22 protein-coding genes are annotated in these 23,725 nt (G+C 73.1%); 13 read left to right on the top strand and 9 right to left on the bottom strand.

Annotated elements, in window-relative coordinates:
• Positions 1 to 29: 29 nt before the first annotated feature.
• The 3 genes from KSK32_RS07465 to KSK32_RS07455 are packed head-to-tail and all read right to left on the bottom strand — an operon-like array spanning position 30 to position 2,070.
• Positions 30 to 338, bottom strand: a complete 309-nt coding sequence (locus tag KSK32_RS07465) for a cupin (protein WP_216929799.1) — start codon at positions 336 to 338, stop codon at positions 30 to 32.
• Complete coding sequence (locus KSK32_RS07460) at positions 335 to 1,285, bottom strand: LLM class F420-dependent oxidoreductase (protein WP_216929797.1); 951 nt, start codon at positions 1,283 to 1,285, stop codon at positions 335 to 337. The genes KSK32_RS07465 and KSK32_RS07460 overlap by 4 nt, the downstream gene beginning before the upstream one ends.
• Before the next feature lie 2 nt (positions 1,286 to 1,287).
• On the bottom strand, positions 1,288 to 2,070 hold the full coding sequence (locus KSK32_RS07455) for an ABC transporter ATP-binding protein (protein ID WP_216929796.1): 783 nt from the start codon (positions 2,068 to 2,070) through the stop codon (positions 1,288 to 1,290).
• A gap of 285 nt (positions 2,071 to 2,355) precedes the next feature.
• On the opposite strand from KSK32_RS07455, the gene KSK32_RS07450 reads away from it, so the two are divergent.
• Both KSK32_RS07450 and KSK32_RS07445 read left to right on the top strand, forming a co-directional pair.
• Positions 2,356 to 3,384, top strand: a complete 1,029-nt coding sequence (locus tag KSK32_RS07450) for an ABC transporter substrate-binding protein (RefSeq protein ID WP_216929795.1) — start codon at positions 2,356 to 2,358, stop codon at positions 3,382 to 3,384.
• 162 nt (positions 3,385 to 3,546) lie between these two features.
• Positions 3,547 to 4,317, top strand: a complete 771-nt coding sequence (locus tag KSK32_RS07445; RefSeq protein WP_289256639.1) for an ABC transporter permease — start codon at positions 3,547 to 3,549, stop codon at positions 4,315 to 4,317.
• A 171-nt stretch (positions 4,318 to 4,488) separates the two neighbouring features.
• Here KSK32_RS07445 and KSK32_RS07440 read toward each other — a convergent pair whose 3' ends face one another.
• Entirely contained in the window at positions 4,489 to 5,670 is a 1,182-nt protein-coding gene (locus tag KSK32_RS07440; protein WP_216929793.1) for an ABC transporter substrate-binding protein, read from the bottom strand.
• Between the two features lie 447 nt (positions 5,671 to 6,117).
• Between KSK32_RS07440 and KSK32_RS07435 the strand changes: the two genes are divergently transcribed.
• The 4 genes from KSK32_RS07435 (at position 6,118) to KSK32_RS07420 (ending at position 10,592) form a co-directional block, all read left to right on the top strand.
• Positions 6,118 to 9,165 (top strand): nitrate- and nitrite sensing domain-containing protein, encoded by a 3,048-nt coding sequence (locus tag KSK32_RS07435; RefSeq protein ID WP_216929791.1) that lies wholly within the window; start codon positions 6,118 to 6,120, stop codon positions 9,163 to 9,165.
• Positions 9,162 to 9,569, top strand: a complete 408-nt coding sequence (locus tag KSK32_RS07430) for a roadblock/LC7 domain-containing protein (RefSeq protein WP_013288588.1) — start codon at positions 9,162 to 9,164, stop codon at positions 9,567 to 9,569. Before KSK32_RS07435 ends, KSK32_RS07430 begins: the two co-directional genes overlap by 4 nt.
• A 62-nt stretch (positions 9,570 to 9,631) precedes the next feature.
• Positions 9,632 to 9,994 carry a DUF742 domain-containing protein gene (locus KSK32_RS07425; protein WP_013288587.1) on the top strand — a complete coding sequence of 121 codons (363 nt, stop codon included), beginning with the start codon at positions 9,632 to 9,634 and terminating at the stop codon, positions 9,992 to 9,994.
• On the top strand, positions 9,975 to 10,592 hold the full coding sequence (locus KSK32_RS07420; protein WP_216929790.1) for an ATP/GTP-binding protein: 618 nt from the start codon (positions 9,975 to 9,977) through the stop codon (positions 10,590 to 10,592). The genes KSK32_RS07425 and KSK32_RS07420 overlap by 20 nt, the downstream gene beginning before the upstream one ends.
• Positions 10,593 to 10,603: 11 nt before the next feature.
• Here the strand turns inward: KSK32_RS07420 and KSK32_RS07415 are convergent, their stop codons facing one another.
• Genes KSK32_RS07415 through KSK32_RS07395 form a run of 5 tightly spaced genes read right to left on the bottom strand, consistent with a single transcriptional unit; the run spans position 10,604 to position 18,135 of the window.
• Positions 10,604 to 11,692, bottom strand: coding sequence for a uroporphyrinogen-III synthase (locus KSK32_RS07415; protein ID WP_216929788.1), 1,089 nt, complete (start codon positions 11,690 to 11,692; stop codon positions 10,604 to 10,606).
• Complete coding sequence (gene nirD / locus KSK32_RS07410) at positions 11,692 to 12,039, bottom strand: nitrite reductase small subunit NirD (RefSeq protein WP_216929786.1); 348 nt, start codon at positions 12,037 to 12,039, stop codon at positions 11,692 to 11,694. Before nirD ends, KSK32_RS07415 begins: the two co-directional genes overlap by 1 nt.
• Positions 12,036 to 14,558, bottom strand: a complete 2,523-nt coding sequence (gene nirB, locus KSK32_RS07405) for a nitrite reductase large subunit NirB (RefSeq protein ID WP_216929784.1) — start codon at positions 14,556 to 14,558, stop codon at positions 12,036 to 12,038. Before nirB ends, nirD begins: the two co-directional genes overlap by 4 nt.
• Positions 14,555 to 16,030, bottom strand: a complete 1,476-nt coding sequence (locus KSK32_RS07400; RefSeq protein WP_216929782.1) for an FAD-dependent oxidoreductase — start codon at positions 16,028 to 16,030, stop codon at positions 14,555 to 14,557. Before KSK32_RS07400 ends, nirB begins: the two co-directional genes overlap by 4 nt.
• A complete protein-coding gene (locus KSK32_RS07395; protein WP_216929780.1) occupies positions 16,027 to 18,135 on the bottom strand; it encodes a molybdopterin oxidoreductase family protein in 2,109 nt (702 codons plus the stop codon). The genes KSK32_RS07400 and KSK32_RS07395 overlap by 4 nt, the downstream gene beginning before the upstream one ends.
• 147 nt (positions 18,136 to 18,282) lie before the next feature.
• Here KSK32_RS07395 and KSK32_RS07390 point away from each other — a divergent pair, with 147 nt between their 5' ends.
• From KSK32_RS07390 to glmM, 7 genes are all read left to right on the top strand, one after another.
• Positions 18,283 to 18,978: a class I SAM-dependent methyltransferase gene (locus KSK32_RS07390; RefSeq protein WP_216929778.1), complete on the top strand. Its 696-nt coding sequence runs from the start codon at positions 18,283 to 18,285 to the stop codon at positions 18,976 to 18,978.
• A 75-nt stretch (positions 18,979 to 19,053) separates the two neighbouring features.
• A complete protein-coding gene (locus KSK32_RS07385; protein ID WP_030501570.1) occupies positions 19,054 to 19,311 on the top strand; it encodes a DUF6364 family protein in 258 nt (85 codons plus the stop codon).
• Positions 19,301 to 19,594, top strand: a complete 294-nt coding sequence (locus KSK32_RS07380; RefSeq protein WP_128137390.1) for a type II toxin-antitoxin system PemK/MazF family toxin — start codon at positions 19,301 to 19,303, stop codon at positions 19,592 to 19,594. The genes KSK32_RS07385 and KSK32_RS07380 overlap by 11 nt, the downstream gene beginning before the upstream one ends.
• A 124-nt stretch (positions 19,595 to 19,718) precedes the next feature.
• Entirely contained in the window at positions 19,719 to 21,095 is a 1,377-nt protein-coding gene (locus KSK32_RS07375; RefSeq protein WP_216929776.1) for an MFS transporter, read from the top strand.
• Between the two features lie 212 nt (positions 21,096 to 21,307).
• Positions 21,308 to 21,751 carry a 50S ribosomal protein L13 gene (rplM, locus tag KSK32_RS07370; RefSeq protein WP_018784601.1) on the top strand — a complete coding sequence of 148 codons (444 nt, stop codon included), beginning with the start codon at positions 21,308 to 21,310 and terminating at the stop codon, positions 21,749 to 21,751.
• A 20-nt stretch (positions 21,752 to 21,771) separates the two neighbouring features.
• Positions 21,772 to 22,236: a 30S ribosomal protein S9 gene (gene rpsI / locus KSK32_RS07365; RefSeq protein WP_018784602.1), complete on the top strand. Its 465-nt coding sequence runs from the start codon at positions 21,772 to 21,774 to the stop codon at positions 22,234 to 22,236.
• A gap of 116 nt (positions 22,237 to 22,352) precedes the next feature.
• Complete coding sequence (gene glmM, locus KSK32_RS07360; protein ID WP_216929774.1) at positions 22,353 to 23,708, top strand: phosphoglucosamine mutase; 1,356 nt, start codon at positions 22,353 to 22,355, stop codon at positions 23,706 to 23,708.
• The last annotated feature ends 17 nt before the right edge of the window (positions 23,709 to 23,725 follow it).

The raw sequence follows: 23,725 nt of genomic DNA, 5'->3' as shown, positions 1-23,725 counted from the left end.
CGCGCGGCGCGGCGAACCCGCCGGTGCGGCTACTTCAGTTCGACCAGGCGCGCGAGGTAGGTGGTGTCGCCGACGTTGGTGAGCATGTGCACCGCGCCCGGGTCGCGGTAGACCACGCCGCCGGTCGGCTCGTCGGCGTCGATGGTGTGGCCGTCGATCGTCTGCACCACGTTCTTGGCGCCCTGGATCGCCACCACCAGGTACGGGTGGTCGTGGCGGTGCAGCGGCTGCCGCTCACCCGGCTCCAGCCGGATGTGCCAGACGCGGACGCGGTCGTTCTCGTACACGATCTCCTGGCCCACCGGGCCGAGTTCGAGGTCGGCGGAGGTGTCGGTCATCGCGGTCCGTCCAGTCGGGGGAGCACCTCGGCGGCGATGAGCTCCACGTGGTCGAGGTCGTCGAAGTCGATCAGGCGCAGGTGGACCCGGGTGGCCCCGATCGCGGCGAACTCGCCGATCCGCTCGACCAGCTGGGCGGGGGAACCGACCACCGGGTCCTCCGGCGGCAGCGCGCTCGTGACGTGCAGCGGCGCGGCCCGGCGCTGCGCCTCGGCGTCGGTGCGTCCGATCGCCACCACGATGCCGGCGGAGAGCGTCAGCGGCGCGCGGCCGGAGGCGTCCCGCCCGGCGCGGTCGCACGCCTCCCGCACCCGCTCGTACGCGGCGGCGGTCTCGGCCACGCTCTTGAACGGCATGTTGAACTCGTCGGCGTAGCGGGCGGCCAGCTCGGGGGTCCGCTTCGGTCCCCGGCCGCCGACGATCACCGGCGGGCCGGGCTGCTGCACCGGCTTGGGCAGCGCGGGCGCGTCGACCAGGCGGTAGTGCTCACCGGTGAAGCTGTACGTCTCGTCGGACGGGGTGCGCCACAGCCCGGTGACGATCTCCAGCTGCTCGGCCAGCCGGTCGAAGCGCTCGCTCACCGGCGGGAACGGGATGCCGTACGCGGTGTGCTCGCGCTCGTACCATCCGGCGCCGATGCCCAGCTCGACCCGGCCACCGCTCATCCGGTCGACCTGGGCGACCATGACTGCCAGCGGTCCGGGTAGCCGGAACGTGGCCGACGTGACGAGCGTGCCCAGCCGGATCCGGGAGGTCTCCCGGGCCAGCGCGGCGAGCGTCAGCCAGGCGTCGGTGGGGCCGGGCAGCGCCGGCTCGTCCCCCATGGCCCGGTAGTGGTCGGCCCGGAAGAAGCCCTCGAAGCCGGTCTCCTCGACCAGCCGGGCGAACCGGAGCTGGTCGTCGTAGTCCGCACCGCGGTGGGGTTCGGTGAACACCGAGACCCGCATGGTCACCGTCCTCCCGCGGGTACGCCCGGGGCGTCCCGCTCCATCAGCAGTTCGTGCAGCTCGGCGCTGATCCGTGCGACGTCGGCCAGGTGTTCGTGCCGGCCCAGCGTGCGGGGCCGGGGGACGTTCACCTCGACGATCTCGCGGATGCGGCCGGGGCGCGGGCTGAGCACGACGACCCGGTCGGCGAGCAGGACCGCCTCGTCGATCGAGTGCGTGACGAAGACGATCGTCGCCTTCGTCTCCATGTGCACCCGCTGGAGTTCGCCGGAGAGTTCCTCACGGGTGAGCGCGTCGAGCGCGGAGAACGGCTCGTCCATCAGCATCACCCGGGGCGAGCCGATCAGCGACCGGCACAGCGAGACGCGCTGCTGCATGCCGCCGGACAGCTCGTGCGGGAGGCGCTTCTCGAAGCCGCCCAGCCCGGCCATCTCCAGCAGCTTGCGGGCCCGGTCGCGGTGCTCGGCCCGGCGCCAGCCGAAGATCTCCACCGGCAGCAGCACGTTGTCCAGCACCGAGCGCCAGGGCAGCAGCGCCGGCCGCTGGAACAGCATCGCCACGTCGCGGCGGGGCTTCGTGATCGGCGTGCCGTCCACGGTGATCTCGCCGCCGGTGGCCGGCAGCAGGCCGGCGATCATGCGCAGCAGCGTGGACTTGCCGCAGCCGGATCGGCCGAGGACGGCGACGAACTCGCCTTCGGCGACGTCGAGGTCGATGCCGCGCAACGCCTCCACCCGCCCCGAACGGCCGTCGAAGGTGCGGGACACCCCGGACAGTCGGATCATCTCCCCGCCGGCTCCCTTCCACGCGTTCCGAACGCGAGCCGGGCTAGCGTAGCGGACCGCGCTTATAGCACCGTCCGGGGTGGACGTCAGTCCGCTTTCCGTCACGCAACTTCGTTTCCGTTCCGCAACCGGGACGGCGGCGGCGGGTCATCCACCTTCTCGTACGCTGTTGCGCGCGAAGAGTCCCCTCACGACGGTCCAGTCGGCCGAATCCACCTGCCGACCCCGTCGGACCCACGACCCGACCGGCGAAGAAGTCCTGGTCGGAAAGGACATGGTGCACTGATGAGAAGGCTGACCCGTACGGTCGCCGCCGCGGCTCTGGCCACCGCCCTCGCCCTGGTGGGCGGCTGCAGCAGCGACTCGGAGAAGTCCGAGAGCGGCGGCGGCAACGGCGCGGCGCTGGAGAAGGTGACGTACCTCACTTCGTTCGGCAACTTCGGGCGTGACTCCTACGCCTGGGTGGCGAAGGACAAGGGCTTCTTCAAGGAGGCCGGTTTCGAGGTCGACATCAAGCCCGGTCAGGGCACCGGCTCCGTCATCCAGACCATCACCGGCGGCCAGGCCGACTTCGGCCCGATCGACCTGACCGGTGGCATCCTCCAGCTCGGCAACGGCCAGGCGAAGGACTTCGTGGCGGTGGCCGCGATCCAGCAGCGCACCATGGCCGCCATCGTCACGGTGGAGGGCAAGAACATCGCCACCCCGAAGGACCTCGAGGGCAAGAAGCTCGCCGACACCCCGACGTCCGTCGTGCGCAACCTCTTCCCCACGTACGCGCGGCTCGCCGGCATCGACGGCAGCAAGGTGACCTGGGTCAACGGTGAGGCGCAGGGCCTGATCGGCATGCTCGGCTCGGGTTCGGTGGACGGCATCGGCCAGTTCGTCGTCGGCCAGCCGACGGTGAAGACGGTGACCAAGAAGGAGCCGGTCGTCCTGCCGTACAGCAACGTGATGCAGGACCTCTACGGCAACGCGCTGATCACGTCCTCGAAGACCGCCAAGGAGAAGCCGGAGATGGTGAAGAAGTTCACCGCCGCGCTGCTCAAGGGCCTGGAGTACTCGCTGGCCAACCCGGACGAGGCCGGCGAGATCCTGAAGAAGAACGTGCCGGCCGCCGTGCCGGCCGCGGCCTCCGCCGAGCTTACGCTGATGGCGGCGTACGTCCGGTCGAGCAACTCCGGCACCGCGATCGGCACCCTGGACAGCGGCCGGGTGGCCAAGAGCATCGCGCTGCTCCAGGGCGCCGGTGCGCTCAAGCAGAACCTCACCCCGGACCAGATCATCGACTTCAACCTCGCGCCGAAGGCCTGACCGGTCCGTTCGGGCCAACGGGGGTGCGACCCGCCGGACACCCCGGTGGGGCGCACCCCCTTCCCGTGCCGGTCACCCCGACCGGCGCAGAGAGGAGACACGTTGACACAGTCGACCGAGGCCCGGCCGGAGGCGTCGCCGCGCCCGGCGGTCCGGCGCGGGATCGCCGTACGCCCGGCGGCGGTCGGACTGCCGGCGCTGGGACTGGTGATCGCGGTGGCGGCCTGGTGGCTGGTCACCTCGGGCCTGAACCTGGTGCACCCGGCCGCGCTGCCCCCGCCGCAGGCGGTGGGGAAGTCTCTCACCGGCACCACCGAGGTGCTGCTGCCCGCGCTGGGCATCACCACCTGGATGACCCTGTTCGGCTTCCTGCTCTCATCGGTGGCCGGGGTGCTGATCGGGATGGCGCTGGCCGCCTCCCGCCGGGTGGAGCGGATGTTCGCGCCGCTGCTGGTGGCGGTGAACGCGGTCCCGAAGATCGCGTTCGGGCCGCTGCTGGTGGTGGCGGTGGGCTGGGGGCAGAAACCCATCCTGACCATGGTTTTCCTGCTCTGCTTCTTCCCGATCGTGCTGTCCACCGCGACCGGTCTGACCACCACCCCGGCGGATCTGGCGGAGCTGGGCCGGTCGCTCAACGCCTCGTGGTGGCAGTCGTTCCGCAAGGTGCGCTTCCCGGCGGCGTTGCCGCAGATCTTCGTCGGGCTCAAGGTGGCCATGCCGCTGGCCGCGATCGGCGCGGTGATCGGGGAGTTCTACTCCGACCGCCCGGGCCTGGGGTACCAGATCCTCCAGTACAACGGCGTCGGTGACACCGCGACCGCCTGGGCGGCGATCGTGCTGGTGGCGCTGATGAGCATCGTGCTGTATGCCGCCCTGAGCCTGGTCGAGCGCCTGGCCCTGCCCTGGGTGCGCGCCACCACCTCAGCCCGCTGACCCCCCCCCCGACAAGAGAACCCGACGTCGACCGAGAACCCAGAAGAAGACATCAACCCACGGCTGGCGGCCGACCACGACAGGCGTGGCCCCACCGCAACCGGCGCAGGGATCAAGCCTGACCGCCCGGAGCCGGTTGCGGTGGGGCCACGCCCCAACAGCGAGAAGCAATCAGCCAGCGAGCCGCCAGCGACCACCCCGAGCCACGAGCGTCGTCAGCGCCTGCGGCATCAACCCGGAGTGGTTGTCCGGCGTCATCCGGATCGGCCCGGACAGCCCGTCGAGCTGCGAGGTCTCCAGCACGTCACGCAGCGCGTCCCGGTCCACAGTGCCCGGCTTCCCGCCGGCCTGCTGCTCGGCGTCGGCGATCAGCTGGACCGCGTCCGCCGCGAACGAGGAGAAGCCGTTGTAGCCGCCGAACCGGGCGGTGTAGTCCTGGAACCACTGCCGCCGCGCGGCCTTGGCCGGGGTGGTGGCGATCACGTCGTCGATCACCATGGTCTGGGTGAAGATCAGCGTCGCCTCGTCGGTCGAGCGGGCCGACGGGCCCAGGAAGAGGTCGCCGGCGGCCGTGGCGTCGAAGAACAGCGACCCGCGGAACTTGCTCTGCCGGGCGGTGGTGGCGGCGAGCATCGCCTGCTCCGGCGTGGTCCACAGGACCAGTGCCTGCGGCTTGCCGGCGATCAGCTCGTTGATCTGCGTGCCGACCTCGGTGTCGGTGACCCGCACCGACTCGTTGCCGACCAGCTTGATCGGAGTCTTGCTCAGTTCGCGGCGCAGGGCGGCGAGCCCTTCCTGGCCGTAACCCTCGGCGCTGTGCAGCAGCGCCACCTTGCGGATGTTGCGCCGGTCCAGTTCGCCGACGAGCGCGGCGGCGCTGTCGGTGGCGTTCGGGGCGAGCTTGAAGACATATCGACGCTCGGCCACCGGCTCGGTGATGGCGCTCGACGACCCCAGTGCGATCGTCGGAATGCGCTTCTCGCCGATCGTTCGGGCCGCGCCGACGGCGCATTCGTTGCAGCCGCCCATGATGACCGCGCTCACGCGTGAGTCACTGCTGAAATCATTGATGTTCCGTAAGGACTCGGCCGCGTCCGAGCGGTTGTCCTTGACCCGCAGATCGATCTTCCGGCCGCCCAGAGCGCCGGAGGCGTTCAACTGCTCGACCTTCAGTTGCAGAGCCCGTTGGTAGACCTTGCCGACCGGCGCCGACGCGCCGGAGAGTTCCAGGTCGGCGGCGATCACGATCGGGCTGGTGTCCTGCGGTTCCCCGCCGATCCCGCAGCCGGTGAGCGTGGTGGCCAGCACGGCCGATGCGAGCGCCGCGATGCTCGCGGAGCGGATGGGGCTCAACTCAGTCCTCCAGGTGCGGCGCGGGCCGACGCCCGACCACCGCCGCTCGTCCGTCCTCAGTGGAGGAACGGGATTGGTTTGCCGTACGGTGTGCGCGAAGCCTGCAAAACCTTGCCAATGCCGGGGCTTGTGGTCAAGCGGGGATGTCGAGTGCTGTTTCGGGACGGCCATCCCACATGCTGGGGACACGGAACATTAACCGACAATTACTGCACAGATGCGTGTGACCACTCTGGAGTGACATCCCCTGATCAGGGGGTTGGAGAAAAGAAGGTATTAGGTGATCGGATCCCGGGTTGCGTCGGCCGCGACCGTTTCCTGCCTCACTGCGGCTTCCCAAACAGGATCTCGTCTGATGAAATCGCGGCCGTGCCGCGCGCGGCGCTGGCCGCTGCACCAGGCACGGGTCAGTGGGTCGCGCGTGGAAGAAACGACGGAGGCGATGTCGTGAGCACCGGACCTACGACCCTGCCCGGGAGCCCCAACGCCGAACAGCGGAACCGGCGCCGGCGCCTGCCCAGGCTGCGCGACGCGCGGATCCGCTCCAAGCTCGCCCTCATCCTGGTCGTTCCGGTGGCAGCTGTCATCGCACTGGCAACTATCCGACTCGTCTCGGTCGGTCAGGGCGCGTACGAGGCGGACCAGGTCCGGTCGCTGAGCGCGGTGTCGGTCGACGTCGCGGCGCTCACCCAGGACCTGCACAAGGAGCGGATGGCGGCGGCGGTCTTCCTGGCCGACCCGAACCAGAAGCCGGACGCCTACAACCTGCGGGTGCGCCAGACCGACGAACGCATCGCGGCGTACCAGGACGAGCGGGGCAAGCTCGGCGACGTGACGGGCGCCATCAGCAACCAGCTCAAGGTGATCGACGCCCACCTGGCCACGCTGAACGGCACCCGCCAGGAGGTGCTGGACCGGCTGCAGATGCCGGTGGCCGAGGCGGCCCTGCGCTACGGCATCGTGCTGGACGACCTGGTCGCGTACAGCGACGCGCTGGCCCAGCAGCCGGGCGCGGACAGCCTGGCCGACGCCCGCCGCGCGGTGGCCGCGTTCGCCCACGCCAAGGCGGAGGTGGCCGAGGAGCAGGCGGTGGCCTTCACCGCCCTCGACGGCGGCGCGGTCGACGAGGAGCAGTTCTCGTCCTTCGTGGCCACACTCACCGGTCAGCAGGAGGCGCTGCTCACCTTCTCCCGGACCGCGACGCCGAGCCAGCGGGCCCTGGTGGACCGCACCGTCTCCGGTGACGCCGTCCAGCTCGCCGACCGGGTCGCCGGCGACATCTCCCGGTCCGTCGGGCGTTCGGCGCTGGTCACCCGCGACGAGGCGTCCGCCGCCATCGGCGCGGTCGACGACCTGATGCGGTGGGCCGAGATCCAGCTCCTGGACGACATGCTGGCCGACGCCGACGAGGTACGCGCCGACGTGATCCGGCAGGCGATCGTGGAGAGCCTGCTCGTGCTGCTCACGCTCGCGGTCGCGGTGACGCTCGCCGTGGTGCTCGCCCGCTCGCTCAACGACTCGCTGCGGCGGCTGCGTGAGGGCGCGCTCGCCGTGGCCAACCACGACCTGCCGGACGCGGTGAGCCGGCTCCAGAACGTCAACGCCATCGGCGACGGCGGCGTGGACGAGATCGTCCAGCAGGTACGGGATCCGATCAAACTGAGCAACCGCGACGAGGTCGGCCAGGTGGCGGTGGCCTTCAACGTGGTCCACCGCGAGGCGGTCCGGGTCGCCGCCGAGCAGGCCGCGCTGCGGACGAGCGTCTCGGCGATGTTCCTCAACCTGGCCCGCCGCTCGCAGAGCCTGGTCGACCGGATGATCGGGGAGCTGGACGCGATCGAGCGGTCCGAGGAGGACCCGAAGCGGCTCGCGCAGCTGTTCGAACTGGACCACCTCGCCACCCGGATGCGCCGCAACGACGAGAACCTGCTGGTGCTCGCCGGCGCCGACTCGGCCGTGCCGCGTCGCGACGACGCGCTCCTGGTCGACGTGCTGCGCGCCGCGCAGTCCGAGGTCGAGCTCTACAACCGGATCGAGTTCGGCACCGTCGACACCGACATCTCGGTCGCCGCACACGCCGTCAACGACGTCGTCCGGCTGGTCGCCGAGCTGCTCGACAACGCCACCCGGTTCTCGCCGCCGAACACCTCGGTGGTCGCCGACGGCCGCCGGATCCGCGACTACGTGCTGATCCAGATCGAGGACCGCGGTCTGGGCCTCAGCGACGACCAGCTCGACTCGCTCAACCGGCGCCTGGCCGCGCCGCCGACCGTCGACGTGGCCGCGTTCCGGCTGATGGGTCTGGCCGTGGTGAGCCGGCTCGCGTCCCGCTACGGGATCCGCGTCGAGCTGCGCCGCAACGTCGAGGGCGGCACCGTCGCCCAGGTCACGCTGCCGAACTCGACAGTGGTGCTGCCGGCCAACCGGGGGCAGGCCCCGCTGACCCGGCCGCGTCAGCCGCTCGCCGTCGAGCAGTCGCCGCTCAGCCAGGTCGGCGGCGCCGACGCACTCGCCGGCGCCGGGCGGGGCGCGGCCACCGCGACGCTCGCCGACCAGTGGCGCGGGGCGACCACCGCTCCGCCGTCCCGGTGGCAGACGCCCGCCGAGACGCGCGACACCACTCCCGCCGTACAGCTGGGTGGGGCGACCGGCGCGCTGCCCACCGTGGCGACGCCCGCCCCGGTGGCCGCGGCGCCCGCGACCGCGCCGGCCCCGGTCTCCGGAGCGGGCTGGTCGGCCGGGGGACCGACTGTGGCGTACCCGGCGCTGGACCCCCTGCCGACGCGGACGCCGGGTGTCGAGACCGCGCAACCCGCGTCCCAGGCCGCGCCCCCGGCCTACCAGCCGCTCGCCGCGGCGCCGGCGGTGGAGAGCACCCCGGCCACGCCGGTGGTGGCCCGGCCCGAGCAGCGGGCCGAGGCGCCGATATTCCGGGAGATGGAGGCGGTGTGGTTCCGTTCGCACGGAGAGGACGAGACCACGATCTTCACCCGTCCCACGTTCGACGAGCCGCCCGCGCCGGCACAGCCGGCGGTGGCACCCCCCACGGCGTCGGCACGTCCGAAGCTGCCGACCCGCACCCCGGGGGCCCAGGCGTCGGGGCTGACCACGCCGCCCGCGTACAGCCCGCCGGAGGTTCCGTCCACGCCGCCTGCGGCCGCGACGCCGCCCCCGGCGCCCCCCGCCGCCGAGCCCGCGCCCGCGCCGTCGATCGACCCGGAGGCCTGGCGTACGGCGGCCGACGAGGGCTGGACGCGGGCCAGCCGTGCCGCGGAGCCCACCACCGGCGGAACCACCCGCTCCGGCCTGCCCAAGCGGGTGCCGCAGGCCCAGCTCGTGCCCGGCGGGATAGAGCCGAAGAGCGGCCGGGACCGCAGCCGGCGCACGCCGGACGAGGTACGCGGTCTGCTCTCCGCCTACCACCGTGGCGTCCAGCGGGGCCGTACGGCCGGCGCCGACCTGAACAGCACCTCGACCAAGGAGACGAACCGATGAACAGGCCGGCGGCCATGCAGGACATGGGGTGGCTTCTCACCAACTTCGCCGACAGCGTCGCGGGCATCGCGCACGTGGTGGCGGTGTCCGCGGACGGACTGCTGCTCGCCTCCTCCCGGGATCTGCCCGGCGACCGGGCCGACCAGCTCGCCGCGATCACCTCCGGCGTGGTGAGCCTGACCGAGGGCGCGGCGCGGATGTTCAGCGCCGGCGGCGTGTTGCAGACCGTGATCGAGATGGACAGCGGCTACCTGTTCCTGATGTCCATCAGCGACGGATCGTCGATGGCCGTGCTCGCGGCGCGCAGCTGCGACGTCGGCCAGGTGGGTTACGAGATGGCGCTGCTGGTGGAGCGGGTCGGCCAGGCACTGGTCCCGCTGCCGAGGGACGCGGTCCGGTCCTGATCGGACCGGGGATCTGACGACCGGAGCCGGTGCGGCTCCGAACGAGGGGAGGTGATCGCGAGATGGACCCGCGACGTGATCCACGTGGCGCGCTGGTGCGGCCGTACGCGGTCACCCGGGGCCGTACCGAGCCGTTGCAGAACATCGCGCTCGAAGCGGTGCTGTCGAGCACGCCGACGCAGTCGGCCGAGGCCCGCTTCGCCGGGCACGACAAGTACCGCATCTCCTCGGTCTGTGAGGGCCGGGCGCAGTCGCTTGCGGAAATCGCCGCTTACACCCGGATGCCGCTGGGCGTCACCCGGGTGCTGGTCGCCGACATGGTGGCCGAGGGCCTGCTGACGCTACACACTGCCGCTCCCGCGACGGGTTTCGCGGCGCGGATGAACCTGCTTGGAAGGGTGCTAAGTGGACTTCGCGAACTATGACCCCGACGGGGCGAACCGCGGCCGGGAGATCATCTCCGCGAAGATCGTGATCGCGGGTGGCTTCGGCGTGGGTAAGACCACGCTCGTCGGGGCGATCTCCGAGATCCAGCCGCTGACCACCGAGGCGCTGATGACCGCGGCCGGTGTGGGCATCGACGACGCGTCGAAGGTGCCGGGCAAGGAGACCACCACGGTCGCCATGGACTTCGGCCGCATCACCATGGCCGAGGATCTGATCCTCTACCTGTTCGGCACGCCGGGCCAGACCCGCTTCTGGTTCATGTGGGACGAGATCATCCGGGGCGCGGTGGGCGCGGCGGTGCTCGTGGACACCCGCCGGATCACCGACGCGTTCGCGCCGCTGGACTACTTCGAGAACCGCAAGCTGCCGTACGTCGTGGCGTTGAACCGCTTCGGCGACGCGCCGCACTACGAGCTGGAGGAGGTCCGGGAGGCGCTCGCGATCTCCCCGGACGTGCCGATGGTCATGTGCGACGCCCGCCAGCGGGACTCGGTCAAGCAGGTGCTCGTCACGGTGGTCGAGCACGCGATGCTCCGCCTCCAGGCCGAGCACGGCTACCCGGCCTCGGTGGGCTGACCGTCTGCGGGTCAGTCGACCCGCAGGCGGTAGCCCCGCTTGACCACCGTCTGCACCACGCGGGGGGCCTTCAGCCCGGCCCGCAGGCGGGCGACAGCCATCTCCACCGCGTGCTCGTCGGCGCCGCGCGGCAGCGTCCGCAGCAGCGCGGTGCGGGAGAGCACCTTCCCGGGCGACGCGGCCAGCGCCCGCAACACCGCCATCGGCGCCGGCGCCAGCTGACGCAGCTCCCCGTCCACCACTGCGGCGTGCCCGCGCAGCGTCAGTACGTGCCCGGCCGCCTTCACCGAGACCGTGCGCCGGGGCAGCTCCTCGACGATGGTGCGGACCAGGGCGCCCAGCCGGGCCCGGTTCGGCGCGCTCACCGGTACCCCGCGCCGCACCAGCGGCTCGGCGGTGACGGTGCCGACGCACCCGGCCAGCACGTCGCCGCGCAGCGCCTCCAGCACCGTCTCGGTACGGTCCCCGGCCGCCCGCAGCAGGGCCTCGGCCGCCGGGGCCGAGGTGAACGTGACGGCGTCGACGAGCCGCCCGGCCACCAGGTCGATGAGCCGGTGCAGCGGCGCCGGGTCGGCCGGTGGCGCCCACCGGTACACCGGCACCTCGATCACCGTGGCGCCGGCCGTCACCAGCGCGTCGGCGCACTCGGGCTGCCGCTCGCCGTGCAGTTGCATCGCCACCACCTGGCCGGCCACCCCGCGCCGGACCAGATGCTCGACCACCTCGTCGCAGCTCTCCGACTCCGGGGACCAGTGCTCGCGCAGCCCGGCGGCACGGATCGCGCCGGTCGCCTTCGGACCACGGGACACCACGTACGTGCGGGCGAGCGTGCTGCGCAGCGGCTCGGCCAGCCCCCAGCCCTCGGCCGCCTCCAGCCAGCCGCGCATGCCGATTCCGGTGTTGGCCATCAGCACGTCCGGCGGGTGTTCCAGGCAGGCCCTGGTGGCCTCACGCAGGTCGGTGTCGTCGGCCAGCGGGACGATCCGCAGCGCCGGGGCGAGCACCACCCGCGCACCGCGCCGCTGGAGCAGCGCGGCCAGTTCGTCGCGCCGCCGGTCGGCGGTGACGCCGATGGTGAAGCCGGCCAGCTCGTCCCGCATCATTCCTCCTGCCGTAACCGCACCTCGACCAGGCCGTCCCGGCAGCGCACCGGGTGCCGGCGCAGCGTCACGCCCGGTAGGTCCAGGCACCGCCCGGTGGTGAGGTCGTAGACCTGCTTGTGCAGCGGCGAGGCGAGCGTGGGCACCCCGCCCCGGCTGCCGAGCAGGCCCCGGGACATGACGTACGCGCCGCCGACCGGGTCGAGGTTGTCCACCGCGTACAGGCCGTCGGCGGTCCGGAAGACCGCCACCTGGACGTCCTGGACGAGCGCGGCCACCCCCCGGCCGGGGTCGAGCCGGTCCAGCGGGCAGACCGGGGTCCAGTCCAGCGTGACGACGGGGCTCATCGGCGTACCTCCGGCAGGCCCAGCACGACGGGCTGGCGACGGTGTCCGCCGTCCGGGGGCGCGCCCCGGGCCGGCACCGGCTGGCCCCGCTCCTGGGTGAACGTGATGGACGGGTCGGGCACGTCGGGCGCGTTGACGAAGGAGGTGAAGCGGCGCAGCCGGTCCGGGTCCTCCAGCACGTCGCGCCACTCGTCGGAGTAGCCCGCGACGTGCCGGGCCATCGCCGCGTCGAGGTCGGCGCAGAGCCCGAGCGAGTCGTCCACGAGCACCGACCGGAGGTGGTCCAGGCCGCCGTCCATGGCCTCGATCCAGGCGGCGGTGCGCTGCAACCGGTCGGCGGTACGGATGTAGTACATGAGGAACCGGTCGATCAGGGTGACCAGTTCCGCGGTGCTCAGGTCGGTGGCGAACAGGTCGGCGTGCCGGGGCCGGAAACCGCCGTTGCCGCCGACGTACAGGTTCCAGCCGGTCTCGGTGGCGATGAGGCCGAAGTCCTTGCTCCGGGCCTCGGCGCACTCCCGGGCGCAGCCGGAGACCGCCGACTTGAGCTTGTGCGGCGCGCGCAGGCCGCGGTAGCGCAGCTCCAGCGCGACCGCGAGCCCGACCGAGTCCTGCACGCCGTAGCGGCACCAGGTGTCGCCCACGCAGGACTTCACGGTGCGCAGCGCCTTGCCGTACGCGTGGCCCGACTCGAAGCCCGCGTCGACGAGCCGGCGCCAGATCTGCGGCAACTGGTCGACCCGCGCGCCGAACAGGTCGATCCGCTGCCCGCCGGTGATCTTGGTGTAGAGCCGGAAGTCGCGCGCCACCTCACCGATAGCGATCAGCTTCTCCGGGGTGATCTCCCCGCCGGGGATCCGCGGCACCACCGAGTAGCTGCCGTCGCGTTGCAGGTTGGCCAGGAAGTGGTCGTTCGTGTCCTGGAGCGACGCCTGCTCGCCGTCGAGCACGTGCCCGGTGCCGAGCGAGGCCAGGATCGAGGCCACCACCGGCTTGCAGATGTCGCACCCGCTCCCGCGCCCGTGCTCGGCGACGAGCCGGGAGAACGTGCGGATGCCCCGCACCCGGATCAGGTCGAACAGCTCCTGCCGGCTGTGGTCGAAGTGCTCGCACAGCGCCGTCGACTGGCGTACCCCGGCGGCGTCCAGGAGCTGCTTGAGCATCGGCACGCACGAGCCGCAGCTCGTACCGGCCCGGGTGCACGCCTTCAGCGCCGGCACATCCGTCGCCCCGCCGGCGATCGCCGCGTCCAGGTCGGCCCGGGTCACCGCGTTGCAGGAGCAGACCTGCGCGGTGCCGGGCAACGCGCCCGCACCGGCGCCCGCGTCGCCGGCCGGCGCCAGCAACGCCAGCGGGGGAGCGGGCAGCGGCCCGCCGACACTGGCCCGCAACGTCGGGTACGCGCTCGCGTCCCCGACCAGCACGCCGCCGAGCAGCGTCCGCGCGTCGTCGGAGAGGACCAGCTTCGCGTACGAGCGGGTGGCCGGATCGGTGAACGTCACGTCGAGGCAGCCGGGGGTGACGCCGTGCGCGTCACCGAACGAGGCCACGTCCACGCCGAGCAACTTCAGTTTCGTCGCGGTGTCCGCGCCGGGGAACGTGGCCGCGCCGCCGAGCAGCCGGTCCGCCACCACCTCGGCGGTGGCGTACCCGGGTGCGACCAGTCCGTGGCAGACCCCGTCCACCGCCGCGCACTCGCCCACCGCCCAGATCCGCTCGTCGGCGCTCCGGCAGGACGCGTCCACCAGCACGCCGCCGCGCGGGCCCAGCGGCAGCCCGGCCACCCGGGCCAGCTCGTCGCGCGGGCGGATCCCGGCGGCCACCACCACCAGCTCCGCGTCGACCGTACGGCCGTCGGCCAGGTCGAGCGCGGCCACAGCGCCGTCCGGCCCGGTGCGCAACGCCGTGGTGGCCACTCCGAGGTACGGCGTGACGCCCAGCTCCTCGACGTACCGCCGGAGCATCGCGCCACCCGCCTCGTCCACCTGCACCGGCATCAGCCGGGGCGCGAACTCGACCACGCTCGTCGCGAGCCCGAGCAACCGCAGCGCGTTCGCCGCCTCCAGCCCGAGCAGCCCGCCACCGATCACCGCGCCGGTACGGCGGCCCCGGGCGTGCTCCCGGATCGCGGCCAGGTCGTCGAGCGTCCGGTAGACGAAGACGCCGGGCAGGTCCGTGCCGTCGACCGGGGGGACGAACGCGTACGAGCCGGTGGCCAGCACCAGCGCGTCGTACGGGTACTCGCCGGCCGCCGTGGTCACCACCCGCCGGGCCCGGTCGACGCCGGTGGCCGGCTCGCCCAGGCGCAGGTCCACTCCCGCGTCGGGGGTGTGCAGGTTCAGCTCGTCGGCGTCCACCCCGTCGAAGACGGCCGAGAGCCGCACCCGGTCGTACGCCGGACGCCGTTCCTCGGCGAGCACCGTGACCCGCCACCGCCCGCCGGTGTCCCGGGCCCGCAGCGCCTCGACGAAGCGCTGCCCCACCATGCCGTTCCCGATCACGACCAGCCGCTCGCTCATGACGCCGCCACCTCCACCGTCTCGCGTACCTCGTCGGTTGCCTGCGGGTCCGCCTCGGCGAGCCAGCCGGCGATACCGGCCACCGCGTCCCGGCAGCTGCCGCAGCCGGTTGCCGCGCGGGTCGCCGCGGACAGCTCCGCCGCCGTCCGGGCGCCCGCCCGCCAGCACGCCACCAGCGCGCCCTTGCTCACGTCGTTGCACCGGCACACGGTCGCGGCGTCCGGCATCAGCGCCGGTGACGCGGCCGGTCCGGCCGGCGCCGCGCCGAACGCCCGGCCGAGCAGCAGCGAGCGCCGGTCCGCCGGCACCGGCGCGCCCCTGTCGAACAGCTGCACGACGGTGCCGACCGCCGGGTTGTCGCCCAGCAGGATCGCGCCGGTCAGCCGCTCGTCCCGGATGCGCAGCCGGGCGTAGGTGCCCCGGGCCGGGTCGGCGAAGGTCAGCTCCTCGACCGGCCCGCCCGGGTCGCCGGTACCGGCCACGTCGCCCATCGCGGCCAGGTCGATGCCCGCCGCCTTGAGCCGGGTCACCGCCGGGCGGGGCCGGTAGCGGGCCAGCGGATCAGCTCCGGTCAGCACGTCGGCCACCACCCGGGCCTGTGCCCAGGCGGGCGCCACCAGCCCGGTCAGCGTCCCGTCGTGCTGCGCGCAGTCGCCGATCGCCGAGATCCGCCGGTCGCTCGTCCTCATCCGGTCGTCCACCACCACGCCCCGCTCGACGGCGAGCCCGGCCGCCGCGGCGAGCGCGGTGTCGGGGCGTACCCCGCAGCAGAGCACCAGCAGGTCGGCGGCGAGCGTCTCGTCGTCGCCCAGGTGCAGGCGGACGCCGTCGGCGTCGGCGCTCACCGCGGTGGCCGGCACACCGAGCCGGGACCGGACGCCCAGGCCGGCGAGCGTGCCCGCGAGGACGGCGCCGGCCGGCGGGTCGAGCTGGCGTTCCATCAGGTGCCCGACCGGGTGGACCACAGTCACGTCGAGCCCTCGGGCGGCGAGCCCACGGGCCGCCTCCAGGCCCAGCAACCCGCCGCCGAGCACGATCACGCGCCGCGCGCCGTCGGCGGCGGCGAGGATCCGCCGGCAGTCGCCGAGCGTGCGGAACGGGACGACCCGCCCGGGCAGCGGGGCGAGGCCCGGCAGCGGCGGCACCACGGCGAGGCTGCCGGTGGCGAGCACCAGGTGGTCGTACCCGTGCCTCCCGCCGTCGCCGGTGACCACCTCCCGGGCCGCCCGGTCCACGGCGGTGACGGCCGCGCCGGTGCGGACCTCGACGCCCGGCCCGACGGCTTCGACCAGTTCCACGTCCGGCTCGCCGATGCGTCCGGCGAGCAGCGTGGAGAGCATGATCCGGTTGTACGCGCGGTGCGGCTCCGCCCCGAGCACGGTGATCCGCCGGTTCCCGCCGCGCGCGTGCAGCTCGGCGGCGAGCCGGGCGCCGGCCATGCCGTAACCGACGACGACGATGCGGTCGTTCATGCCGGCTCCACCCGGACCGCGCAGATCTTGAACTCGGGCATCCCGGAGACCGGGTCGAGGGCGTCGTTGGTGACCGAGTTGGCGCGTTGCGCGCCGGGCCAGTGGAACGGCGCGAAGACGGTGTCCGGCCGGATCGCCGTGCTGAGCCGGGCCGGTGCGCGCAGCTCACCCCGGCGGGAGACCACCCGTACCGGTGTCCCCTCGGTCACGCCGATCCGGGCCGCCAGGTCCGGGTGCAGCTCCACGAAGCCGCCGGGTGCGGCCCGGCGCAACGCGGCCACCCGCCGGGTCTGCGCGCCGGACTGGTACTGCGCGAGCACCCGGCCGGTGGTGAAGTGCAGCGGGTAGTCGGCGCACACCGGCTCGGCGGCCGGCCGGTGGGTCACCGGATGGAACCGGGCCCGGCCGTCCGGGGTGGGGAAACGGTCGGCGAACAGCCGGGGGGTGTCCGGGCCGTCCCGGTCCGGGCAGGGCCAGAAGACGCCGGTGTCGGCGTCGATCCGGTCCCAGGTGATCCCGGCGTAGTCGGCCGGCCCGCCGGCCGAGGCCCGGCCCAGCTCCGCGAACACCTCGCGCGGGTCGGTCGGCAGCGGCGGTCCGCCGGTCAGCCGTCCGGCGAGCGCGGCGAGGATCTCCAGCTCGGTACGGACTCCGGCGGGTGGCTCGCGCAGTGCCCGGCGGCGCAGCACCCGGCCCTCCAGGTTGGTCATCGTCCCGTCCTCCTCGGCCCACTGGGCGACCGGCAGCACCACGTCGGCCAGCTCGGCCGTCTCGGAGCGGACGAAGTCCGCCACCACGAGCAGGTCCAGATCGCGCAGCCGGGACTCGACCCGCGCGGCGCGGGGCGCCGACACGACCGGGTTGGAGCCGAACACCAGCAGCGCCCGCGCGCCGGACGGCGTGCCGAGCGCGTCGAGGAGCTGGTACGCCGGAACCCCCGGCCCGGGCAGCGTGGCCGCGTCGACGCCCCACACCCCGGCCACGTGCTCCCGGGCCGCCGGGTCGTCGATGCGCCGGTAGCCGGGGAGCTGGTCGGCCTTCTGCCCGTGCTCCCGGCCGCCCTGACCGTTCCCCTGCCCGGTCAGGCAGCCGTATCCGGAACCGGGACGCCCGGGCAGGCCCAGGGCGAGCGCCAGGTTGATGAAGGCGGTGACCGTGTCGACGCCCTTGGCGTGCTGCTCGGCACCCCGGGCGGTGAGGACGACCGCCCGGTCCACTGTGGCCAGTGCGCGGGCGGTCGCGTACAGGTCGGCCACCGGTACGCCGGAGAGCCGTTCCACCTCCGCCGGCCAGTAGCCGGTCACCGTCCGCCGGACCTCGTCGAAGCCGGTGGTCCGCTCCGCGACGTACGTCCGGTCCAGCCAGCCCTCGGTGAGCGCGATGTGCAGCAGCGCGTTCGCCACCGCGAGGTCGGTGCCGGGCAGGGGTTGCAGGTGCAGGTCTGCCTGGCGGGCGGTGGCGGTGGCGCGCGGATCGACCACGATCAGCCGGCCGCCGCGTTCCCGCAGGTCGGTGACGTGCCGCATCAGCGGCGGCATGGTCTCGGCCGGGTTCGCGCCCACCAGCAGCAGCGTGTCCGCGCGGCCGAGGTCGGCGAGCGGGAACGGCAGTCCACGGTCGATCCCGAACGCGCGGTTCCCGGCCGCTGCGGCCGACGACATGCACCAGCGACCGTTGTAGTCGATGTGCCGGGTCCGCAGCGTCACCCGGGCGAAGCGGCCGAGCGCGTACGCCTTCTCGTTGGTGAGCCCGCCGCCGCCGAAGACCGCGACCGCGTCCGGCCCGTGGCGGCGCTGCACGTCCTGGACCCCGGCGGCGACGCGGTCGAGCGCCTCGTCCCAGGTCGCCGGGCGCAGGTGGCCGCCGGGCCGGTCGCGCAGCAGCGGGGTGGTGAGCCGGTCCGGATGGTCGAGCAGGTCGGCTGCGGTCCAGCCCTTCTGGCACAGCCCGCCCCGGTTGGTGGGGAAGTCGCGGGCGCCGACCTCGACACCGTCGCCGGTGGCGCGCAGCACCATGCCGCACTGCAGGGCGCAGTACGGGCAGTGCGTGGCGGCCTCGGCGGGGCGCGACCCCGTTCGCGTCGCCGTGCGTGCACCGTCTGTCATGTCGGAAAAGCGTGCCGTCGGGCGGTTTCCGGTCCGGGTCTGCTCTGTTTCGGTCCTGTCACGAGCGCTTCACACCGCACGCAGGCGACATCGCCTTCCGCGGGGTTTACAATGTGGGATAGATGTCCTAGATAATGGGAGAAGCGGATGAGCGTGACGGACGCGTTCGACGCGGTGGCCGGCACCTACGACCAGGCCCGGCGCCGACTGGTGCCCTGCTTCGACGCCTTCTACGGCACCGCCGTCGAGGTGGCCGCGCCCCCGCTGCGCGCCGCGCTCGCCGCCGGGCGTAACCCCGAGGTGCTGGACCTCGGCGCGGGCACCGGCCTGCTGTCCCTGCTGCTGGCTGCGGCCGTCCCCGGCGTCCGCCTGACGCTCGTGGACGGCGCTCCCGGCATGCTCGCGGTGGCCGCCGCGCACCTGACCGCCCGGGGCGTGCCGCACCGCACGGTCCACGCCGACCTGGCCGACCCGCTGCCCGCCGGCCGGTACGACGCGGTGGTGTCCGCGCTGGCCGTCCACCACCTCGACGACTCCGGCAAGCGGGCGCTGTACCGGCAGGCCGCCGACGCGCTCGTCCCCGGCGGGGTGTTCGTCAACGCCGAGCAGGTGGCCGGGCCCACCCCGGCGCTGGACCGCCGCTACGACGAGGTGTGGACGGCGCGGATCACCGAGCTGGGCTCCGACGCCGAGGAGATCGCCGCCGCCCGGGAGCGGATGCGGCACGACCGGCCGGCTCCGGTGGCCGAGCAGTGCCGGTGGCTGGCCGAGGCGGGCCTGGTGGACGTGGACTGCTTCTTCAAGGAGTGGCGTTTCGCGGTCTTCGGGGGTCGTCGTCCCTGAAGGTGCCCTGTCCGATTCCCCGATCGGCGGGGACGAGGATGACTGGCGGTCATACCGATGGGTAGTCTTCTGGGCATGACCGCCAAGGTGACGCTGTCGTTCTCCGACGAGACGATCGAGGAGGCGCGCCGGTTCGCCAAGCGGGAAGGGCTCTCCCTCTCCGCCTGGATGGACCAGGCCGCCCGGGAGAAGGCGCTGCGCGAGGTCTTCACCGCGCACGCCGACGCGGTCGGCCGCGCCGGCCTGGATCTGGAAGCCGCCGCCCTGGCCGACGCGCAGGAGGCCGCGCTCGTCGACGACGCCCTGTTCGGCGGGCGTCCGCGTGCTGCGTAGGGGTGAGGTCTGGCGCATCTCCGGCGCCCGGGAACGGTTCGGTCTGGTGATCAGCTCCGACGTCTACAACGCCACAGCGGTGCCCATCGTGATCGTGGCCGAGGTGGTCGAGGAGTCGCTGCTGCGCGACTCGCCGCTCGCCGTGCCGATGGGCCCGTACGTGGTGATGCCCGACCGGATCTCCTCGCCGATGAAGAAGTGGTTCACCGAGTGCGTGGACGTGGCCGACACCGAGACCATGCAGCGGGTCGGCCGGGCGCTGCGGATCCTCCAGGAGCTGTGACCGTCTCACCGCCGCCGTCCGGCGGACGTGCGATCTCCGTTGCCGGGCCGACGCGCGCGGGGCACGCCGGGGAAACCACCGGCTGAGAGCGTCGCCCTCGTCATCGACGAGGAGGAGTCCGTCAGTGAGCACGCTCGTTTCCGCACCGACCACGCCGCCGGCCACCACCACCACCACCGCCGGCCGGCTCACCGAATGGCGGCCGGAGGATCCGGCGTTCTGGGCGGCCGGCGGCGCCCGGGTGGCCCGGCGCAACCTGTACGTCTCGATCTTCGCCGAGCACGTCGGCTTCTCCGTGTGGAGTCTCTGGTCCGTCACCGTGCTGTTCCTGGGCCCCGAGTACGGCATCGACCCGGCCGGGAAGTTCCTGCTCACCGCCGTGCCGGCCGCGCTGGGCGCGGTGCTGCGGCTGCCGTACACGCTGGCCGTGGCCCGCTTCGGCGGCCGGAACTGGACCATCGTGAGCGCCCTGCTGCTGCTCGTCCCGGCGGTCCCGATGGCCGTGCTGATCGAGCCCGGGGTGTCGTACGCCACGCTGATGGTGCTGGCCTGCCTGTCCGGCGTCGGCGGAGGCAACTTCGCCTCGTCGATGGCGAACATCAACCTGTTCTTCCCGGAGCGGCTCAAGGGCCGGGCGCTGGGGCTCAACGCGGGCGGCGGCAACCTGGGCGTACCGGCCGTGCAACTCGTCGGACTGGCGGTGCTGGCGACCGCCGGCGCCGCGTACCCCCGGCTGGTGCCGGCGGTCTACCTGCCGCTGATCGTGTTGGCCGCGCTGGCCGCGGCCCGGTGGCTGGACAACGTGCCGGGGGCGCGCAACGAGCCCGGGGCGCTGCGCGCGGCCGCCCGCGAGCCGCACACCTGGGTGATGTCGCTGCTCTACGTGGGCACGTTCGGCTCGTTCATCGGCTTCGGGTTCGCCTTCGGCCAGGTGCTCCAGCTCCAGTTCCACGACCGGTTCCCGACGCCCGTCGACGCGGCCTGGCTGACCTTCCTGGGCCCGCTGATCGGGTCGCTGATCCGGCCCGTGGGCGGTCAGCTCGCCGACCGGCTGGGCGGGGCCCGGGTGACGTTCTGGAACTTCGTGGCGATGGCCGCCGGAGCCGGGCTGGTGCTGTACGCCGCCCGGGACCGGTCCTTCCCGCTCTACCTGGCCGGGTTCCTGGCGCTGTTCGTCTTCTCCGGCATCGGCAACGGCTCGACGTACAAGATGATCCCGGCGATCTTCCGGGCCCGGGCCGTCGCGGAGAGCGAGCTGACCGGCGACCCGGAGGCGGCGCAGCGGCGTGCCCGGCGGCTGGCCGGCGCGGTGATCGGCATCGCCGGGGCGGTCGGCGCCTCCGGCGGCGTGCTGGTGAACGTGGCGTTCCGGCAGTCGTTCCTGACCTCCGGCACGGCGGACGCCGCCTACCTGGCGTTCATCGGCTGGTACGCGCTCTGCTTCCTGGTGACCTGGGTGGTCTACCTGCGCCCCGGGCCGCGTACGCTGGTCGGCGTGTGACCTGCGCCATGGCGAACGCGCAGGCGGCCACGCGGGGCGCGACCCCGTTTTGACCTGCCGCCGGGCGGCCGGGTATCGTTGCCTGCTGTTGTACGACATTCTTAGGCGTGCCGCATCAGGTACGCTTGGTCGTTCGTGCGCGCTGGTCCGGCTGGGTACTCCCGGTCACCTCGGCGCGCGACCCCAGACCGACGACGAGACAAGGTAGACCTGTGCGTACGTACAGCCCGAAGCCGGGTGAGATCGAGCGTCAGTGGCACGTCATCGACGCCTCTGATGTCGTGCTGGGCCGCCTGGCGACCCACGCCGCCACGCTCCTGCGTGGCAAGCACAAGCCGACTTTCGCGCCGCACGTCGACACGGGCGACTTCGTCGTCATCGTGAACGCGGGCAAGGTCGCGCTGACCGGCAACAAGCGTCAGACCAAGGTCGCTTACCGCCACTCCGGTTACCCGGGTGGCCTGAAGCGGGTCGGCTACGACGAGCTGCTGACCAAGCGGCCCGAGCGGGCCATCGAGCTGGCCGTGAAGGGCATGCTCCCGCACAACAAGCTGGGCCGCCAGATTCTCAAGAAGCTGAAGGTCTACGCCGGTGCCGAGCACCCGCACACCGCGCAGCAGCCGGTGCCGTTCGAGATCAAGCAGATCGCGCAGTGAGCGCGGGCGAAGGAAGCAGCATGACCGACATCACCGCCACCGAGGTCGCCCCCGAGGCCACCGAGGCGCCGGCGCCCGTCGCGCGCGCGCCCCGTGGTGACCGCCCGATCCAGACCGTGGGTCGGCGCAAGGAAGCCATCGTCCGGGTCCGGATCGTGCCGGGCACCGGCAAGATCACCTGCAACGGCCGCGACCTCGAGGCCTACTTCCCGAGCAAGGTGCACCAGCAGCTCATCAAGGACCCGCTGGTCACCGCCGAGAAGCCCGAGGCGTTCGACGTGATCGCCAACCTGCGTGGCGGCGGCACCACCGGCCAGGCCGGCGCGCTGCGGCTCGCCATCGCCCGGGCGCTGATCGTCAGCGAGCCGGACGACCGCCCGGCCCTGAAGAAGGCCGGCTTCCTGACCCGTGACGCCCGGGTCAAGGAGAGCAAGAAGTACGGCCTCAAGAAGGCCCGCAAGGCTCCCCAGTACTCGAAGCGCTGATCACCACAGGCGCCTTGTACTTCTGACGGACGGCCGGTCCGCTTCCCCTCGCCGGGAGGCGGGCCGGCCGTTCCGCGTTTCTCCTCTCATCGGCAGTTCCACGGAGGTTGGCGGGTATGGGCCGGTTGTTCGGCACGGACGGCGTACGCGGGCGGGCGAACGCGGATCTCACCCCGGAGTTGGCGCTGGCGGTCGCGGTGGCCGCGGCCCACACGCTGGCCGAGACCGACAAGAGCCATCCGCCGCTCGCGGTGGTCGGCCGGGACACCCGGGCCAGCGGCGAGATGCTGGAGGCGGCGGTGGTCGCCGGGCTCACCAGCGCCGGCGCCAACGTGGTCCGGGTCGGCGTGCTGCCCACCCCGGCGGTGGCGTTCCTCACCGCGGAGGCCAAGGCCGACCTGGGCGTGATGCTCTCCGCCTCGCACAACCCGATGCCGGACAACGGCATCAAGCTGTTCGCCGCCGGCGGGCACAAGCTGCCCGACGAGATCGAGATGCGGATCGAGGAGGCGGTGAAGGCCAACGCCACCACCGCCTGGAAGCGCCCGATCGGCGCCGGCGTCGGCCGGGTGCACGACCTGCTCGACGGCGCCGACCACTACGTGCAGCACCTGGTCGGCACCGTGCCGCACCGCCTCGACGGGATCAAGGTCGTGGTCGACTGCGCCAACGGCGCGGCGGCCGACGTCGCCCCGGTCGCCTACCGGGAGGCCGGCGCCGAGGTGATCGCCATCCACGCCGAGCCGGACGGGCTCAACATCAACGACGAGTGCGGCTCCAACCACATCGAGGCGCTGCGCGCCGCCGTGGTCGAGCACGGCGCCCACCTCGGCATCGCCCACGACGGCGACGCCGACCGCTGCGTCGCGGTCACCGCCGACGGCGACGAGGTCGACGGCGACCAGGTCATGGCGATCCTCGCGCTGGCCATGCGGGACGCCGGTGAACTGACCCAGGACACCCTGGTCGCCACCGTGATGAGCAACCTCGGTCTCCGGCTGGCCATGTCCGAGCACGGCATCCGGCTGGTCGAGACCAAGGTCGGCGACCGGTACGTGCTGGAGGAGCTGCGCGCCTCCGGCCTGGCGCTCGGCGGCGAGCAGAGCGGACACATCGTGCTGCCCGCGTACGCCACCACCGGCGACGGCGTGCTGACCGGCCTGCACCTGATGGCGCGGATGGCCGCCACCGGCACCTCGCTGGCCGAGCTGGCAGCCGTGGTCACCAAGCTGCCCCAGGTGCTGATCAACGTGCCGGTCGGCGACCGTACCGTCGGCGCCGCCGCGCCCGCCGTCCGCGCCGAGGTCGAGCGCGCCGAGGCGGAACTGGGCGAGACCGGCCGGGTGCTGCTGCGGCCCTCCGGCACCGAGCCGCTGGTTCGGGTCATGGTCGAGGCGGCCACCGAGACCGTCGCGCGCGAGGTCGCCGAGCGCATCGCCGAGCACGTCCGCACCGCCAGCCCGGCCGCCTGACCGAACCGGCCGCCTGC

Origin of the sequence: Micromonospora sp. WMMB482 (assembly GCF_019038635.1) — a bacterium.
GTDB classification, from domain to species: domain Bacteria; phylum Actinomycetota; class Actinomycetes; order Mycobacteriales; family Micromonosporaceae; genus Micromonospora; species Micromonospora marina.
This window is presented reverse-complemented; position numbering and strand designations above follow the sequence as displayed.